Annotated in this window: 16 protein-coding genes and 1 pseudogene; 10 read left to right on the top strand and 7 right to left on the bottom strand. The window is 70.7% G+C overall.

Annotated elements, in window-relative coordinates:
• Positions 1-183: 183 nt before the first annotated feature.
• Positions 184-1662 (bottom strand): MFS transporter, encoded by a 1479-nt coding sequence (locus ACIQNU_RS35105; RefSeq protein WP_401374091.1) that lies wholly within the window; start codon positions 1660-1662, stop codon positions 184-186.
• Between the two features lie 286 nt (positions 1663-1948).
• Between ACIQNU_RS35105 and ACIQNU_RS35110 the strand changes: the two genes are divergently transcribed.
• From ACIQNU_RS35110 to ACIQNU_RS35120, 3 genes are all read left to right on the top strand, one after another.
• Complete coding sequence (locus tag ACIQNU_RS35110; protein WP_401374094.1) at positions 1949-2527, top strand: TetR/AcrR family transcriptional regulator; 579 nt, start codon at positions 1949-1951, stop codon at positions 2525-2527.
• A 398-nt stretch (positions 2528-2925) separates the two neighbouring features.
• Complete coding sequence (locus tag ACIQNU_RS35115) at positions 2926-3585, top strand: fasciclin domain-containing protein (protein ID WP_401374097.1); 660 nt, start codon at positions 2926-2928, stop codon at positions 3583-3585.
• A gap of 267 nt (positions 3586-3852) precedes the next feature.
• Positions 3853-4788, top strand: coding sequence for a hypothetical protein (locus ACIQNU_RS35120; protein ID WP_401374100.1), 936 nt, complete (start codon positions 3853-3855; stop codon positions 4786-4788).
• Between the two features lie 41 nt (positions 4789-4829).
• Here the strand turns inward: ACIQNU_RS35120 and ftsW are convergent, their stop codons facing one another.
• The gene (gene ftsW, locus ACIQNU_RS35125; protein ID WP_401374189.1) at positions 4830-6110 is read right to left on the bottom strand and encodes a putative lipid II flippase FtsW; all 1281 of its coding nucleotides are present in this window, start codon (positions 6108-6110) and stop codon (positions 4830-4832) included.
• A gap of 122 nt (positions 6111-6232) precedes the next feature.
• Here ftsW and ACIQNU_RS35130 point away from each other — a divergent pair, with 122 nt between their 5' ends.
• From ACIQNU_RS35130 to ACIQNU_RS35145, 4 genes are all read left to right on the top strand, one after another.
• Positions 6233-7039, top strand: a complete 807-nt coding sequence (locus ACIQNU_RS35130; RefSeq protein WP_401374102.1) for an aminoglycoside N(3)-acetyltransferase — start codon at positions 6233-6235, stop codon at positions 7037-7039.
• A 160-nt stretch (positions 7040-7199) separates the two neighbouring features.
• The gene (locus ACIQNU_RS35135; protein ID WP_401374105.1) at positions 7200-7577 is read left to right on the top strand and encodes a DUF2255 family protein; all 378 of its coding nucleotides are present in this window, start codon (positions 7200-7202) and stop codon (positions 7575-7577) included.
• Positions 7578-7632: 55 nt separating this feature from the next.
• The gene (locus ACIQNU_RS35140) at positions 7633-8298 is read left to right on the top strand and encodes an SDR family NAD(P)-dependent oxidoreductase (protein WP_401374108.1); all 666 of its coding nucleotides are present in this window, start codon (positions 7633-7635) and stop codon (positions 8296-8298) included.
• A 107-nt stretch (positions 8299-8405) separates the two neighbouring features.
• Positions 8406-9248, top strand: coding sequence for an NAD(P)H-binding protein (locus ACIQNU_RS35145; protein ID WP_401374111.1), 843 nt, complete (start codon positions 8406-8408; stop codon positions 9246-9248).
• On the opposite strand, the gene ACIQNU_RS35150 is transcribed toward ACIQNU_RS35145, so the two are convergent.
• Entirely contained in the window at positions 9137-9544 is a 408-nt protein-coding gene (locus ACIQNU_RS35150) for a hypothetical protein (protein WP_401374113.1), read from the bottom strand. The genes ACIQNU_RS35145 and ACIQNU_RS35150 overlap by 112 nt on opposite strands.
• A gap of 326 nt (positions 9545-9870) precedes the next feature.
• On the opposite strand from ACIQNU_RS35150, the gene ACIQNU_RS35155 reads away from it, so the two are divergent.
• Positions 9871-10767, top strand: a complete 897-nt coding sequence (locus tag ACIQNU_RS35155; protein ID WP_401374116.1) for an alpha/beta fold hydrolase — start codon at positions 9871-9873, stop codon at positions 10765-10767.
• Between the two features lie 85 nt (positions 10768-10852).
• On the top strand, positions 10853-11839 hold the full coding sequence (locus tag ACIQNU_RS35160; RefSeq protein ID WP_401374118.1) for an aldo/keto reductase: 987 nt from the start codon (positions 10853-10855) through the stop codon (positions 11837-11839).
• A 40-nt stretch (positions 11840-11879) separates the two neighbouring features.
• On the opposite strand, the gene ACIQNU_RS35165 is transcribed toward ACIQNU_RS35160, so the two are convergent.
• Positions 11880-12623 (bottom strand): hypothetical protein, encoded by a 744-nt coding sequence (locus ACIQNU_RS35165; protein WP_401374121.1) that lies wholly within the window; start codon positions 12621-12623, stop codon positions 11880-11882.
• 120 nt (positions 12624-12743) lie between these two features.
• Here ACIQNU_RS35165 and ACIQNU_RS35170 point away from each other — a divergent pair, with 120 nt between their 5' ends.
• Positions 12744-13547 carry an inositol monophosphatase family protein gene (locus ACIQNU_RS35170; RefSeq protein WP_401374124.1) on the top strand — a complete coding sequence of 268 codons (804 nt, stop codon included), beginning with the start codon at positions 12744-12746 and terminating at the stop codon, positions 13545-13547.
• A gap of 70 nt (positions 13548-13617) precedes the next feature.
• Here ACIQNU_RS35170 and ACIQNU_RS35175 read toward each other — a convergent pair.
• The 3 genes and pseudogenes from ACIQNU_RS35175 to ACIQNU_RS35185 form a co-directional block, all read right to left on the bottom strand.
• Positions 13618-13869 (bottom strand): annotated as a pseudogene (locus tag ACIQNU_RS35175) (transposase family protein); the annotation flags it as partial.
• A 43-nt stretch (positions 13870-13912) separates the two neighbouring features.
• Entirely contained in the window at positions 13913-14401 is a 489-nt protein-coding gene (locus ACIQNU_RS35180; protein ID WP_401374127.1) for a hypothetical protein, read from the bottom strand.
• A gap of 444 nt (positions 14402-14845) precedes the next feature.
• A complete protein-coding gene (locus tag ACIQNU_RS35185) occupies positions 14846-15640 on the bottom strand; it encodes an SDR family NAD(P)-dependent oxidoreductase (RefSeq protein WP_401374129.1) in 795 nt (264 codons plus the stop codon).
• Between the last annotated feature and the right edge of the window lie 88 nt (positions 15641-15728).

Below are 15728 nucleotides of genomic sequence, written 5' to 3' on the forward strand. Positions count from 1 at the left end.
CCCCGGTCCCGCGTACCGTCCGACGGACACCGCAGCGTGCGGAACGCCTACTCCTCGCGGCGGGCGGCACGCTCTTCCCGGTCGCCGCACACATGCGCTCTCCTCCGGCGCACCGCGCCACACGGAACCGCGCTGACCCGATCCCGCGTACCGTCCGACGGACGCCGGTGTGTGGCATGGGTGTCAGCCGTGCGCCGAGGGCGACGCCGTGGCCTCCTCCTCCGCCGTCCACGCCTTCGTACCCGACGAGCCGCCCGAGCCGCCCGAGGCGCGGGGGCCGTCCGGCCGTCGGCCCGCGTTCCGGCCCGGTACGAGGAGGGCCGCGAGTGTCGCGGCGAGGCAGAGGGCGGTGAGCAGGGCGAAGCCGTGGGTGTAGCCGGAGGCGTGGGGCAGGCCCGACGGCTGGAGGTGGGCGGTCACCAGCACGCCCGTCACCGCGGCGCCGATGGACCCGCCGATGGTGCGGATGTTGGCGTTCATGCCGGTCGCGGCGCCGGTCTGCGCGGGCGGGACGCTGCCGACGATCAGGTTGGCCATGGAGGCGAACGCCAGGCCGATCCCGAGGCCGAAGACGCCCGCCGCGAAGGCGACCTGCCAGGGCCGGTCGTGCCACAGGGTGAGGACACCACCGGAGACGGCGCCGAGGGCGGCGCCGGCAGTGAGCAGCGCCTTGGCCCCCAGGACGGGTTCCAGTCGGCCGCTCAGGATGCCCGAGCAGAACATCGCGATCAGCATCGGCACCATGAGCAGCCCGGCCGTGGTGACGCTCGCGCCGAACCCGTAGCCGGCCGAGCGCGGTGTCTGGACGAAGCCGGGGAGGAAGGTCCAGATCGCGTACATCCCCGCGCCGAACAGCAGCGCCGCGGTGTTGGTGGTCCAGACGGCGGGCAGCCGCAGGACGCGCAGATCGATCAGCGGATGGCGGGACCGCGCCTCGGCGACCAGCCACAGCGCGAAGAGGACGACCGCGGCGGCGAACAGTCCGACCGACCGGGCCGATCCCCAGCCCCACACGCTCGCCTGACTGAGCGGCAGCAGCAGCGCCACCAGCCAGCCCGAGAGCAGTACGGCGCCGAGCCAGCCGACGCGTCCCTCGGCCCGCGTGGGCGACTCGGGGACGTGCCGGACGGCGATGAGTGTGGTCGCCGCGGCGACGACGACGGGGATCCAGAACAGCCACCGGTAGTCGAGGGCCGCGACGATGGGCCCGGCCGCCACCATGCCGACGCCACCACCGGCGGCGATCACGGCGGACAGGTTGCTGATACCGGGGCCCACGTCGCCGGGTGCGAACTCGTCGCGGATGATGCCGAAGGAGAGCGGGAACAGGGCGCCGCCGACGCCCTGGACGACCCGGGCGACGATCAGCACCCCGATGGTCGGGGCGAGCGCGGCGAGCAGACAGCCGATCGTCACGGTGGCGAGGACGGCGACGAGGGTGCGTTTTCTGCCGACCAGATCGCCGACCCGGCCGAGTATCGGTGTGAAGACCGAGGCGGACAGCAGATAGGCCGTCATCACCCAGGTCGCGGTGGACTGCGAGGTGTGCAGGGCGTGCTGGACGGTCGGCAGGGCGGGCGCGATCAGCGACTGGAGCATGGAGAACACGCCCGCACCGGTCGCGAGGACCGCGAAGGTGAGGCGGGTGGACTTGCGGAGCATCGAAAGCCTCTCCGAACAGGGTGCGGCGGAGGTCGTACGGCCACGGTCGTACGGGCCCGGTGGGCTGAGGGGCGGGTCACAGGGGGCGGGGTGGGGCGAGCGCGTCACGACGGTGTGGCCGCGCACCCGGGCCGCACAGGGCGGGCAGGCCCCGCGTATCCCTGCGTATGCCCGCGTATCCCTCGTAGACAGGCGGAACGGACCCCGACTGCTAAAGTGGAGGTATGCCTCCACTGTATCGGAGGCACCCCTCCGCTTCAACCTGGATCCGGCACAGGAGGCCACCGTGACGACTGAGCCGTTCCCCGTCAGCGAGATCGTCGCGACGCGGCGCCCGCAGCGGAAGGACGCCGCGCGCAACTACGACGCCCTGCTGGCCGCCGCGCGCGAGGCGTTCGCGGAGAACGGCGCCGAGGCGTCCCTGGAGGACATCGCCCGGCGCGCGAACGTGGGCATCGGCACGCTCTACCGGAACTTCCCGACCCGCCGCCAACTCTTCGAGAGCGTCTACGCGGACGAGGTGAACGCCCTGTGCCGGGTCGCCCAGCAGGTCGCCTCGCGCGAGCCGTGGGAGGCGCTGGCCACCTGGCTGCACCGGTTCGTGGACTACACCGTGACCAAGCGGGCGATCCGTGAGGCGATCGACAGCGAGTCGGAGATCTTCCTCGCCTGCCGGGACTCCATGTACGCGGCGGGCGGCCCCCTCTTCGAACGGGCGCAGCAGGCCGGCGCCGCACGCACGGACATGACCTTCGACGACCTGCTGCGCATGGTCGCCGGGATCACCTCGACACATTTCCCCGACCCCGCCCAGCGCGACCGCGTCCTGACCGTCGCCCTGGACGGCGTCCGCGCCGCCCGCTGAACCGCGGTACGGGACCCCGGACACCTCCGCGCCGTACCGGACGAGCCCCGCACCTCGCCGTCCGCGGGGGCCAGTTGACGTCGGGCAGGTCGGCCGTGACGAAGTCCGCCACCTCTTCACCGTCGCCTCACCCCGTACCCGTTCCAGAGGCCGTGCCGCCCGGCGGGCAAGTACCGGGCAGGCCCCCCGCAGCAGGCTCCGGATGCCGAGCAGAGCGTTTCGCGCTTCAATGGTGGGTGGCTCGATCGACAACGGAATCGATGGGCCGGCCGGTCTGGTGACTTCCCCCAACCGGTATGCGGAGCCGCCGTCCATGCGGCTCCCGCGGCAGTCAGTCGAACCCTCCGGAGGCCCCTGAACCCGGCCCTCCTCCCCTGTCAAAGGAACGAGGAATCGGTATGAAGTCCGCCCGTATCCGTACCACCGCCTTCGCAGCGGCGGCGGCGCTCAGCCTCCCGCTGTCCCTGGGCGCACTGGCATCCCAGGCGTCGGCCGCCAGCTCGACGCCGAGCCCCACCGACACAGCGTCCGCGTCGGCGTCGCCCAGCGAGCAGCCCTTCGGGCCCGGGTGTTCCTCGCTGCCGCAGAGCGGCAACGGGAGCGCCGCGGAGATCGCCAAGGAACGCGTCACGACCGCGGTGGACAACAACCCGAATCTGTCCACGCTGGCCGACGCCATCAAGAAGACCGACCTGACGACCGAACTCAACGACCTCAAGGGCAGCACGATATTCGCGCCCACCAACGACGCGTTCAACAAGCTGGGCACGGCCAAGAAGGACGCACTCCTCAACGACCGGGCACAGCTCAAGAAGGTGCTGACCTACCACGTGGTCGAGCACAAGCACATCACCAAGGCGGAGCTTCCCAACGGCAAGTTCACCACGCTGGAGGGCAGCACCATCACCACGGAGGGCTCGGGCGACTCGTTCAAGGTCAACGGAACCGTGCCGATCACCTGCGGCAACATCACCACGGAGAACGCGACGGTCTACCTCGTGGACGGCGTCCTCGTCCCGCCGGTCGCCACTCCGTCGACCTCCCCGTCACCCTCGTAGACCCGACACGCTCCTGAAAACCGGGCGCGGGCAGGGCAGCACGGCCGTCCCCGAGGAACGCGAGCGCGAAACCGTGTGGCACTCTGCCCCCGGTGGCGCGACCGGCCTCGGGGACGTGCCCGTCGTCGCCCCGCCCGCGCTCGCGTATGCCATCCGGCCAGCCCGGTCCACCCGTTCCATCCGGTCCGCCCGTTCCATCCGGTCCATCCGGTCCGTACAGTTGCGCGAGCATGCAAATAGCATCCCCGGGAGAGGAACCGACGCGCCGTGGCCCGATCGAACCGCAGGTCCGGCCGCCGTGGGCTGCGCGCCCTGGTCCTGCTCGTCGGTGTGTGCGCGGTGGCCGCCCTGGTGGGCCACTATCTGGGGCGTACCCGTCCCGTACCCGCGCCCCCGGTCGAGGGCTGCGCGGTGCCCGGCGGCGCACGCGGCGCTCCCCCGGTGGCGCTCAGCCTGGAGCAGGCGGAGCATGCCGCGACGATCACCGCCACGGGGCGCGCACGCGGGCTGCCCCAGCGGGCGCTGGTCATCGCCCTGGCGACCGCGTACCAGGAGTCCCGGCTGGAGAACATCGACTACGGCGACAAGGACTCACTGGGCCTGTTCCAGCAGCGGCCCTCGCAGGGCTGGGGGACGGCGGCGCAGGTGCAGGACCCGGTGTACGCGGCGAACAAGTTCTACGACGAGCTGGAGACGGTGTCCGGCTATGAGCGGATGCCGTTGACGGTCGCCGCGCAGAAGGTCCAGCGCAGCGGCTTCCCCGAGGCGTACGCGCAGCACGAGGACGCGTCGGCCGCGCTGGCCGCCGCGCTCGGCGGCGGCCGGGGCCCCGCGCTGAACTGCACGGTACGCGCGGGCGATCCGCCGACTTCGGCGAAGGCGGGCCGCACGGCGGTCGCGGAGGCGGTGCGCACCGGCTTCGGCAAGGGCCCGGTCACCACCGCACCGGCCGACGGCCAGGCACTCGCGTACCGCGTGCCCGACACCCGTACCGGCTGGGCGCTGGCCCAGTGGCTGGTGACCCGGGCGCAGGCCCTGCCGATCGCGTCGGTCTCCTACGCGGGCCGTACTTGGGCGGCGGACGGCTCCGACCGGGGTTGGCACACGCCGGACGGCGGGGGCGACGAGGGGGCGGTGGCGGACGCCAAGGGGGGTGGGGAGCGGGTGACGGTGACGCTCGTCGGCCGCGAGAGCAAGCCGTAGGGCGAACAGGTCGTAGGGCGAAGGTGTCCCGGGTGCGTGCGTCATCGCACAGCCCGGCCCGTACGCACGCGCGGTCCCCGACCCCGACGCCCCCCGCCGCGTCGCCCACGCCTCTCGCGTCGGCGTGCCGCGACCGCCGCGCGCGCCCCGGGCTCGTCCTTGGCCAGCGCGAGCAGCAGCCCGATCGCGTACAGCGTGGGCAGCAGCGCCGAGCCGCCGTACGAGAACATCGGCAGCGGGACGCCCGCGATGGGGAGCAGACCGAGCACGCCGCCGATGTTGATGGTGGCCTGCGCGGCGATCCAGGTGACGATGCCGCCCGCCGCCAGCCGGACGAAGGCGTCCTCGGTACGCGTCGCCACGCGCAGGCCCGCCGCGACGAGCCCGGCGATCAGCCCGAGCACCGACAACGCGCCCACAAGGCCCAGCTCCTCTCCCGTGACGGCGAAGATGAAGTCGGTGTGCGGCTCCGGGAGTTGGCCCCATTTCTCCACGCCCGCGCCGATGCCGTTGCCGAAGATCCCGCCCGTGGACAGCGCGTACAGACTGTGCACGCCCTGCCAGCAGCGGTCCCCCGGGCCCGGGTCGGTCGCGCCGAGACACGCGAGCCGGGACATGCGGTGGGCGCTCGTCGCGATCAGTGCGGCGCTGAGCAGACCGGCCGCGACCAGGGTCGCCCCGAACAGCCGCGGCGGCGCCCCGGCGAGCCACAGCAGACCGAACAGGACGGCGGTGAGGATCATCGCGGTGCCCATGTCGCCGCCGAGCAGCACCAGTCCGAGCAGGAGCAGCGCGCCGGGTACGAGCGGGACCAGCAGGTGTTTCCACTGGCCGAGCAGGCGGTGCCGCTCCTTGCGGGCCAGCAGGTCGGCGCCCCAGACGAGAAGGGCGAGCTTGCCGAACTCGCTGGGCTGGAGCAGGAACGGACCGCCGAGGGACAGCCAGTTGGTGCTGCCGTTGACGGTCCGTCCGAGCCCCGGGATCTGCGTGAGCACGAGCAGGGCCATGGTGCCGGCGAGCAGCGGATACGCGAGGGTGCGGTGCAACCGGACCGGGGCGCGGGACGCGCACAGGAGCAGCAGCCCGCCGATACCGGCCGCGAGGAGCTGTTTGCGCAGATAGAACGTGGACGGCAGGCCGTGCCGGAGCGCCTGCACCTGCGACGCGGAGTAGACCATCACCAGACCGAGCCCGGTGATCAGCAGACAGCTTCCGGCGATGAGGTAGTACGCGCCGAGCGGCCGGTCCCACACCCCTCGCCCCTGGACGGCACCCCGCCGCGCCCGGAGCCGAAGCTCCCGTACCTGCGCCCCGGCCCGCATCCGCTCTCGCGTCTCCACCCCCCAGACTTTAATAATTGCGCACATAAACAACTGTCACGACGCGCGCGGCGCCGCCGAAACCCGGTGGCGGCCGGGTCCCGGGACCCGCAGACTCGGCCGGTATGTCCACGACTCCCCCCGCAGGGCCGCTGTGTACGCGCGGTTCACTCGCCGCCGACCTGCGCACGCTCGGCCTGCACCCCGGCGAGACCCTCCTCCTGCACACGTCACTCAGCTCACTCGGATGGGTGTGCGGCGGCGCCGGCACGGTCGTCCGGGCGCTGCTCGACGTCCTGGGCGACGACGGCACACTGGTGGTGCCGACCCACTCCGGCGACAACTCCGACCCCGCGAACTGGGGCAACCCGCCGGTGCCCGAGGGATGGTGGGCGGACATCCGCGCGTCGATGCCCGCCTACGACGCCCGCACCACGCCCGCCTTCGGCGTCGGCGTCCTCCCGGAGACCGTCCGCACCTGGCCGGGCGCCGTCCGCAGCGCCCACCCGCAGACCTCCTTCGCGGCCCTGGGCGCGCGGGCCGCCGGCCTCATGGACGGTCACGCGCCGGACTGCCGTCTCGGCGAGCGCAGCCCGCTCGCCCGCCTGGAGGAAGCCGGTGCGCGCGTGCTCCTGCTGGGCGCGGGCTTCGACTCCTGCACGGCGTTCCACCTGGCCGAATACCGGATCCCCACCCCTCAGGCGGACAACTCCTTCGCGGCGATGACGCCGACGGGCCGCCGCTGGCTCACGGTGCGCGACACAGCGATCTCCGCCGACCGCTTCGACGCGCTGGGCACATCGTTCGAGGCCGAACGCCCGGTGGTACGGGGCACGGTGGGCGCGGCGCCCTCCCGGCTCTTCTCCCTCGCCGAGGCCGTCGCGTACGCCACGTCCTGGCTACCGAAGCACCGCCCGCCGACGACGTCCTGACCGCCCCGCCTCGCACCCGTATGGCTCCCCCGCCGCCCCGGGCCGATACGGAAGCCGCCGATCGCGGTAAGGAGCCTTCATCCGAGCCGTACGGCAGCGGCGGCCCCGACGGCGCCGTCGCACCGGAGCCCTACGGCGGCACCACGAAGGAGACATGTCGATGACGGCCTGGACACCCGACGAGCTGAACCGGATCGAGACCACGGACGAGTTGGACATCGTGCCCCTGCGCGAGGACGGCACCGAGCGCGGCGCGACGACGATCTGGGTGGTGCGCGACGGCGACGACCTGTTCGTACGTGCGGTCCGGGGGCGCGGCGGCGCCTGGTACCGGCACGCCACCGCGCGCCACGAGGGGCAGATCCGCTCCGGCGGGGTGACCAAGGACGTGACCCTCGTGGAGGAGGGTGACGCGACCGTCAACGACCGTCTCGACACCGCCTACCGCACCAAATACCGGAGCTACAGCAGCGCCTACGTCGACCCGGTCGTGGCGGACACCGCACGGGCCGCGACCCTGAAACTCGTACCCCGCTGACCCCACGCACCCTCGGTACACCGGCCGGCAAGAACTCTCGGAGGAACGGACCACAGTGACGACCATCGCCATCATCGGGGCGGGCAGCGGGCTCGGGGCCGCCGTGGCGCGGCAGTTCGGCAGCCAGGGCTTCGACATCGCCCTGATCTCCCGCACCCAGGCGCACGTCGACGCACTCGCCGCGAACCTCGACAAGGAGGGGCTGAACGCGCGGGGGTTCTCCGCCGACGTACGTGACCCGGCGGCGCTCAGCTGGGCGCTGAACGCCGCGACCGCGACGCTGGGCCCGATCGAGGTCCTGCAGTACAGCCCCCTCCCGCACCGGGACTTCATGAAGCCGGTGCTGCGGACCACGGTGGACAATCTGCGGGGCCCGATCGAGTTCTCGCTCTACGGTCCCGTGACCGCCGTCCAGCAGGTGCTGCCCGGAATGCGGTCGCTGGGCAGGGGCACGGTCGTGTTCGTCAACGGGGGCTCCGCCGTCCAGCCGCACCCCGACCGCGCCGGTACGTCGGTGGCGTTCGCCGCCGAGAGCGCGTACGCCCAAATGCTGCACGACACCCTGGCGGACGACGACGTCCACGTGGCGCAGCTGATCATCCCCGGCGCGATCGTCCCCGGTCACCCGAAGAAGGACCCGGCCGTACTGGCCGAAACCCTGTGGACGATCCACCAGAACCGCACCGACTTCCGCACCTTCGCGGACGACCTCGACGCCTGACATCCGGACCGGTCACCTCCGTCGGGAGGGCCACGACCCTAATCGGAGGCACCCTCCGCTAACGCTGTAGAGTCTCCCCGACGGTTCTCGGAGCGGGTGGGGGACGGATGATTCTGGTGACGGGTGCGACCGGCTCCATCGGCCGGCACTTGGTGAGGATGCTGGCGGAGGCCGACGCACCGTTTCGGGCGCTGGTCCGGGACGCCGCGAAGGGCGAGGCGCTGGGCTGCGATTACGTCGTCGGGGACCTCGACGAACCGGGCACGGTGGCAGCCGCGCTCGAAGGCGCCGACCGGCTGCTGCTCAACAGCGGTGGCGCGCTCCCCGTGGCCGGACGGCAGCCGATGGTGCGGCAGCAGACCGCCGCCGTCGACGCGGCGCGGGCCGCCGGTGTCTCGTACGTGGTGAAGGTGTCGGCCTGGCGGCCGAGCCCGGACGCGAAGCTGTCCGTACGCGCGCACTGGGAGATCGAGCAGCACCTCAAGGCGTCCGGTCTGCGGTGGTCGACACTGCAACCCACCGGCTACATGCAGAACTTCTTCACCGGCGAGGGCGGCTTCACCCACGGCCACACCCTCGCGGGACCGTACGGCACCGGCCGCGTGGCGTACATCGACGCGTACGACGTCGCCGCGTGCGCCACAGTCCTCCTGACCGGCCCCCCACCGCGCGCCGACGACACCCACACCTATGCGCTCACCGGCCCGGAAGCGCTCACCCACGCGGAGATCGCCGACAAACTCCGCGTCCCCTTCCACGACGTACCGCCCCAGGAGGCGGCCGAGGGCCTGCGCGCACAGGGCCTGCCCACCTGGTTCGTGGACGACCTCCTCTGGCTCTACGCGGACATGGCCTCCGGCACGATGTCCCATGTGACCTCGTCGGTAAGGGAGTTGACGGGCCGGGCACCGCGCACCTTCGACACGTTCTTGGCGTCGAACGGCCGGTGACCGTAATCGTATGAACAGCCTCCCCTCCAGGGGGAGTTGACGAACACCAGCTGGGCGTCGGCCGACTGGCTTTGCAGGTGCCGCCACCGCTCGCCGTCCTGGTCGCCTCGGTGGGCCTGCTCGCCGACCATGGCGATGGTTTTGGCCAGGTTGTTGGCCGCCGTGATGACCTCGTCCTCGGCGACCAGGCTCAGGCTGGTGAGTGCCTCGCTCCATGCGGCCCAGTCGACTTCGGCGGGTGGCCGGTCGAAGTAGGCCAGCCGGAGGCCGAACTCCACCCGCGTGTACTCCCGCAACACGGCCGCTTAGGTGGTGGCCTTCGTGTCGGTCAGCGACTCCCCGCATCCCCCGCATCGCCGCATCCCGGCGCGGACCCTCGTTCCAGCCCCGCCGCCCGTTCGCCGGGCAATCCGACGATCGCCAGGGGAGCAGCTATGTCCAGGGCCGTGAAGGACTGATAGCGTCGGTGGGCCGGTGACCGACCGAGGAGGTGAGACCCATTAACGCTGTATCAGGCCGGGTGCTCTCCTCCCCCGTGGTTGTGCGGTTCATCTGATGTAGGTGGCCCCGGGAGCGCCCAAGGCATACGCCCTCAGGCATCCCGTGGGAAGGCCACACATTCATGCGCTTCATCTCGGCGAACTCGTCCACGTCCACGCGAACCTTCTCCGCCCACGACGGAACCGAACTCGCCTACCACCTGCTCGGAGAAGGCGCACCCGTGGTGTGTCTGCCGGGTGGACCGGCGGACTCCGCGTATCTCGGGGACTTCGGCGGTCTGTCCGCGTATCGACAGCTCATCAGGCTCGATCTGCGGGGCACCGGCAGGTCCGCGACGCCCGCCGACACCACGTCGTACCGCTGTGACCGGCTCGTGGACGACGTGGAGGCCCTGCGCCAGCACCTGGGCCTGGACCGGATGGATCTGGTCGCGCACTGCGCCGGCGCGAACCTCGCCACGCAGTACGCGGTACGCCACCCGGAACGCGTCGCCAGACTGGCGCTGATCACGCCGAGCGTCAGGGCCGTCGGTCTCACGATCAGCGGAGACCTCCGGTGCGAGACGGCCCGGCTGCGCGAGGGCGAACCGTGGTACCCGGCGGCGTACGCGGCGCTGGAGGCGATCGTCGCGGGGGACGGCAGCGATTGGGGGGCCATCTCGCTCTTCTCGTACGGGCGTTGGGACGAGGTGGCACAGGCGCATCAGGCCGAGATGGACGCGCAGATGAACAGGGAAGTGATGGCCGGATTCGGTGCGGAGGGCGCCTTCGACCCGGAGGCCACCCGCGCCGCCCTCGCCGGGTTCACCTCGCCGGTACTGCTGTTGGCCGGAGAGGTCGATCCGGGTGCGCCGCCGCGTACGGTGGCCGAGTTCGCGGAGTTGTTTCCGTCCGCCGGACTCGTCGTCCAGCCGGGCGCCGCTCACCATCCGTGGCTCGATGACGCCGCAGGGTTCTCGGCGACCGTCGGGACGTTCCTGGGGCAGGGCCAAGGGGGTGCGATGCGGCACCGCCACTGATGGCGCCTTGCGTTGAAGTGCACGCGAAGTTCCATACTCCCACTTCAGCGCCCGGAACTGCCGGGCCCTGACCAGTGGGAGCACCATGAAGTACCGCACCATCGGCACCGACCCCCGTACCCGCCGCGAGGTGAGCGTGCTGGCGCTCGGCGCCATGTTGTTCGGCACCGCCACGGACGAGCGGACCTCCTTCGCCCTCCTCGACCACTACGTCGAAGCGGGCGGCACCTTCGTCGACACGTCCGACAACTACGCCTACTGGGCGGACGGCGGACAGGGCGGGCAGAGCGAGGAGTTGCTCGGGCGCTGGCGGCGCAGCCGGGGCGTCGGCGACGAGATCGCCGTCGCCACCAAGTTGGGCGCGCGCCCGCTCGCCCCGGGGACCGGCTTCGTCGACAACCCCGAGGGCCTGTCGGCGAAGGTGATCCGGGAGGCCGCCGAACGCAGCCGGGACCGCCTCGGCATGGACCGTCTCGACCTGCTGTACGCGCACATCGAGGACCGCACGGTGCCGCTGAGCGAGACCGTCGAGGGTTTCGCGGAACTCGTCGCGGAGGGCACGGTCGGGCTGCTCGGGGTGAGCAACCACGCGATGTGGCGGGTCGAGCGGGCGCGCGCCACCGCCGCCGCGGCCGGACTCCCCGGCTACGAGGTCCTTCAGTACCAGCACAGCCTGCTGCGCCCGCGTACCGACATTCCCACGCAGCTCTTCAAGGAAGGCAGCCTCGGCCACGCCGGACCCGAACTGTTCAGCTATCTGGACGCCGAGCCCGGCCTCACCCTCGTCGCGTACACCCCGTTGCTCAGTGGCGCCTACTCCAACCCGGACAAGCGCCTGCCCGACGACTACGACCACCCGGGGACGCCCGCGCGCCTGGCGGTGCTCCGTGAGATCGCCGGGGAGACCGGGGCGAGCGTGAACCAGGTGGTCCTGGCCTGGCAGATCGGCCGCCCGATGCCCGTGATCCCCCTGGTGGGCGCCTCATCGGTGGAGCAGTTGAAGGAGAGCCTGGCGGCGGTCGACCTGGACCTCACGGAGGAGCAGCACGCCAGGTTGGACGCCGCACACTGAAGGTCACGGGTGCGACGTCACGAGAGCCGACGTCACCGGCCTACTCGTACCCGAGGACCTTGAAGTCCTTGCTGACGAAGATGTGGTGGGGCCAATTGACGCTGATGTTGTGGACCTCGTAGACACCGCTGCTCAGCCGCACCACACGGTTGACGACGCCTCCGGGGACGCGGGCCTGCGCGGCCTTCGTCGCCTTGTCCGCTGCCGTGCCGTTGACGATCGTGCCCTCGCCCTCGGTGTAGTCCGACGGGATCGTGCCGACCGACTTCGCGGGCGACGGCGTGCCCTGCTGGAACGGGATCACCCCCGCCGCCTTGGCCGCCGCAGCGCCACCGTCGCCGCCGGGTTGCACGACGACCCGCGTGGCCTTGATGGCGGCACTGTCGACCGTGCCCAGGACGAGGACGCTCGCGCCCTTCTTCACGGCGCTCGCCGATGCGCGGCGGGTTCCCTTCAGATAGGTCGTGGCGGATGTCCTGCTGACGGTCACCTGCACGCCGGTTGCGGTCGAGAAGGTGAAGCCCGTCGGAGATGTGCTCGTGACGATGCCGGTCGCGCCGCCTTCGGAGGGTTCGGCTGTGACCGGGGCCTTCGCTGCTGTGGTCACTGCTGTGGTCGCGGTCACGAAGGACGAGAGATCGGCGGCCGACGACGTGCCGGCGGTGGTGACTCCGGCCACCGCGAGCGTCAGGCCGACGGCCAAGATCCTTCCGGTCCACCGTTTCGTGGCCGACGGGGCTGATCCGGCCGGTACGGGGCGTGTCTGGTCGCAGTCGTCGTTCATGGGACGGTCCTCTCGCTCGGGAACTGGGGGACTGAGGGAGAGCCTTGCGGCCGTTCGTGTGAGGACGCTTTGGAATCCCTGAGAGCTGGCCCATCGATGCGCGCCCGTATCCTGCACGGCATGATCAAGTCACATGAGGGCATGGACGATGCCGAGGTGGCAGTAGCGGCGGCACTCGCCGGTGCCGGTGTGGTGCGTGACCTGTACGGTCGGCGGCTCACCCGTGTCGACAAAGGGGGCGGGGACTTCGCCACCGCCGCCGATGTCGAGGCCGAGAAAGCGATTCTCGATGTCCTCCGTGCTGCGCGCCCTGAGGACGCGGTGCTCGGCGAGGAGGGCGGGCAGCGGGGTTCCGCCGAGTCCGCACGTCAGTGGCTGGTGGACCCGCTGTGCGGCACGCTGAACTACGCCGTCGGGTCCATGCTGGTGGCCGTCAATGTCGCGCTGCGCGGCGGTGCCGCGGCGGTGGCCGACCCGTTCAGCGGCGAGGTCTTCTTCACCGACGGCGAGACCGCGTGGGTACGGAACGAAGGGGCCGACGCGCGTCTGACACCGACGCCCTCCACCGACCTGGTGGACGTCAACCTGGACCCCCCGTTCCCGAACGCACCCGGTTTCCGCGCCGTCGACCTGCTCGCCGACCCCGGGTTCGTCGCCCGGTTCCGACCACGGGTCGTCTCCACGACGCTGGCCCTGGCCTGGGTCGCCGCCGGCAAACGCGCCGCGTACGTCACGGACGGCGGCGACCTGTCCACCAGCGTGCACTTCGCCGCCGGCCTCACCCTCTGCCGAGCCGCCGGCTGCACCATCACAGGAATCGACGGCACCCCGACGGGCAACGGCCTGGTGGTAACGGCAGACGCCGAAACACACGGGCTACTGATGTCGATGATCCACAGCAGCACGACCAAGAACCGCGCCTGAAGTCACTGAGGCATTTCCATCTTGATCAGGCGGCGAGTTCAAGGGCGACGACGGCTCGGACGGCGGCGGGAATGCGGTGGGCCCGGGCCGCGATCAGATCGTGCACGGCCCCGGGAAGCGCGTCCGAGGCCCGGATGAGACGGCCGGCTGGATCCGCGAGTACCTGCACGCTCGTCCCGTGGTGCTTCTTCTTCCCCGAGTAGTACGGGCGGTCGGCGGCAATGCCGTCGATGGGCGACACGGTTCCGTCGAGGATCACGTACGCCTTCTTCCGCACGGTCTCCATGGCCTGTTCCAGCGTGGGCGCGAGGGCGGCCAGGAGCTGCTGAGGCCGCACGCCCAACCTTCCGTCAGGTCGGAACAGCTCAGTACGTCAGCCACTCCCGGTCGGGGATCAAGTCCTCGATCCGTTCCTGGCCTCGCATGGCCCACTGAGGTGCAAGAAACACAGGGCGACAGCGGGCGTGGTCTCCGTTCTGCTGGCAGCGCAGCACCAGTCCCAGGCTGAGGAGATACGGCTCTCCGCGGCGCCCGAAGCGCAGGCCGTCGACGTACTCGGGCAGCGTCGGATCCGCAAGTGTGGAGGCGGTCTTCTCGATCCAGGGTTCGAGTTCCGACGGCAGCCGGCCAACCAGAGGGACACCATCGAAGCTGACCTGCGGGCCCCGGGAGGCGTCGACAGCGACTGCGGCCAGGGTCTGCGTCTCCTGGTCGTAGTAGGTGTCGATGCCAACCCCGTCGAAGGGAAACCAGGGCGCGTACTTCTTGGTGTCCCATGCCGTGATCGGCTCGCCCAGAGCGGCTGAGACTTCCTCCCTGCTCTGACCGAACCGTATGGGCCCTACGGACTGCAATGGAACCCATGCCCACGCAGGACGCTCCCCGTCCCGGAGGGACCTTTCCGCCCACCAGACCAACGAACCCACCCCAGATCGCAACGTACGTGCGGGAAGGAATCTATCAGCGCGTGCTGCAGGCGGCACCAAGCGACTGCCCCCAGGGCCCGTTCCAGAAATCTCGAACGGGCCCCGATGCTGCTTCTCGGTATTTGCTGGGCCGGTACGGACTTCCACGATGCCAGGCAACGCCATCCCACCCAGTTCCCGCACAATGGCCTGCACAAGAGGCAACTTCGGCATGGCCTGGTACAGGAAAGGCCGCACCGCAGAAACCATCGCCCTGGCCGCGCTTCGAATGAATCACGGCGACCGGCAACGGCCTGGCGGTCCCGTCTCAAGCGATCTGGTCCCGATCTCAAATGACCTGGTTCTATGGGCCCGTGGTCTTGAACGATTGGGTCAGATGGTCTTGATCTGGCCACCGTCAATGACGAATTCCGCGCCGGTGATGTTGGCGGCGTGCGGGGAGACCAGGAAGGCGGAGAGTTCAGCCACTTCCTGGGGTTCGGTGATGCGTCCGGTGGAGATGCCCATCTGCTGGGGCAGAACGTCGTCGAGGGTCTCCTCGGCACTCTTGCCGGTGCCGGCTGCTGTGGCGTCGGCAAAGCCGCCGGGGTCGGTCCAGAAGGGAGTGCGGACCGGTCCGGGGGCGATGGCGTTGACGCGTACGCCCTGTGGGGCGAACTCTTCCGACAAGGCTTTGGTCAGGTTGCTCAGGGCAGCCTTGGCCGCTGAGTAGTCCACGACCATGGGAAAGGGCAGGCGGGCGTTGACGGAGCTGATGTTGACGATCGCTCCGCCGATGTCGGCGAGCAGATGGGGTAGCGCGGCGCGGCTGGAGCGGACCGCGCTGAAGAAGGTCAGATCGAAGACGCTCCGCCACTCGGCGTCATCGATGTCCAGAAAGCTGGTACGGGGACGGGTGGCGCCGAGATTGTTGACCAGCACGTCGATCCGGCCCTGGCGCTCGGCAGCGGCATGGATCAGAAGGTCGGGGCCGTCGGCGTCACCCAGATCGACGGGAACGAAAGTGACGCCGTACTTCTCACACAGTGCGGCGAGTTCGGGGGTTTGGGTACGGCTGCCGGCGACGACGCGGGCACCTTCACGACCTAGGGTTTCGACGATGGCCAAGCCGATACCCTTGCTGGCACCGGTGACGACGGCAACCTTGTCGGCGAGACCCAGATTCATCGGCATGCACTCCTGTACCGCAGGTTGAGACTGGATATTCCCCCGCACTGGTCCGGGTGGATTCAGTATCACGTACCGGCCGTCTTCA

This window comes from Streptomyces sp. NPDC091292 (genome assembly GCF_044757265.1).
Taxonomy (GTDB): Bacteria; Actinomycetota; Actinomycetes; order Streptomycetales; family Streptomycetaceae; genus Streptomyces.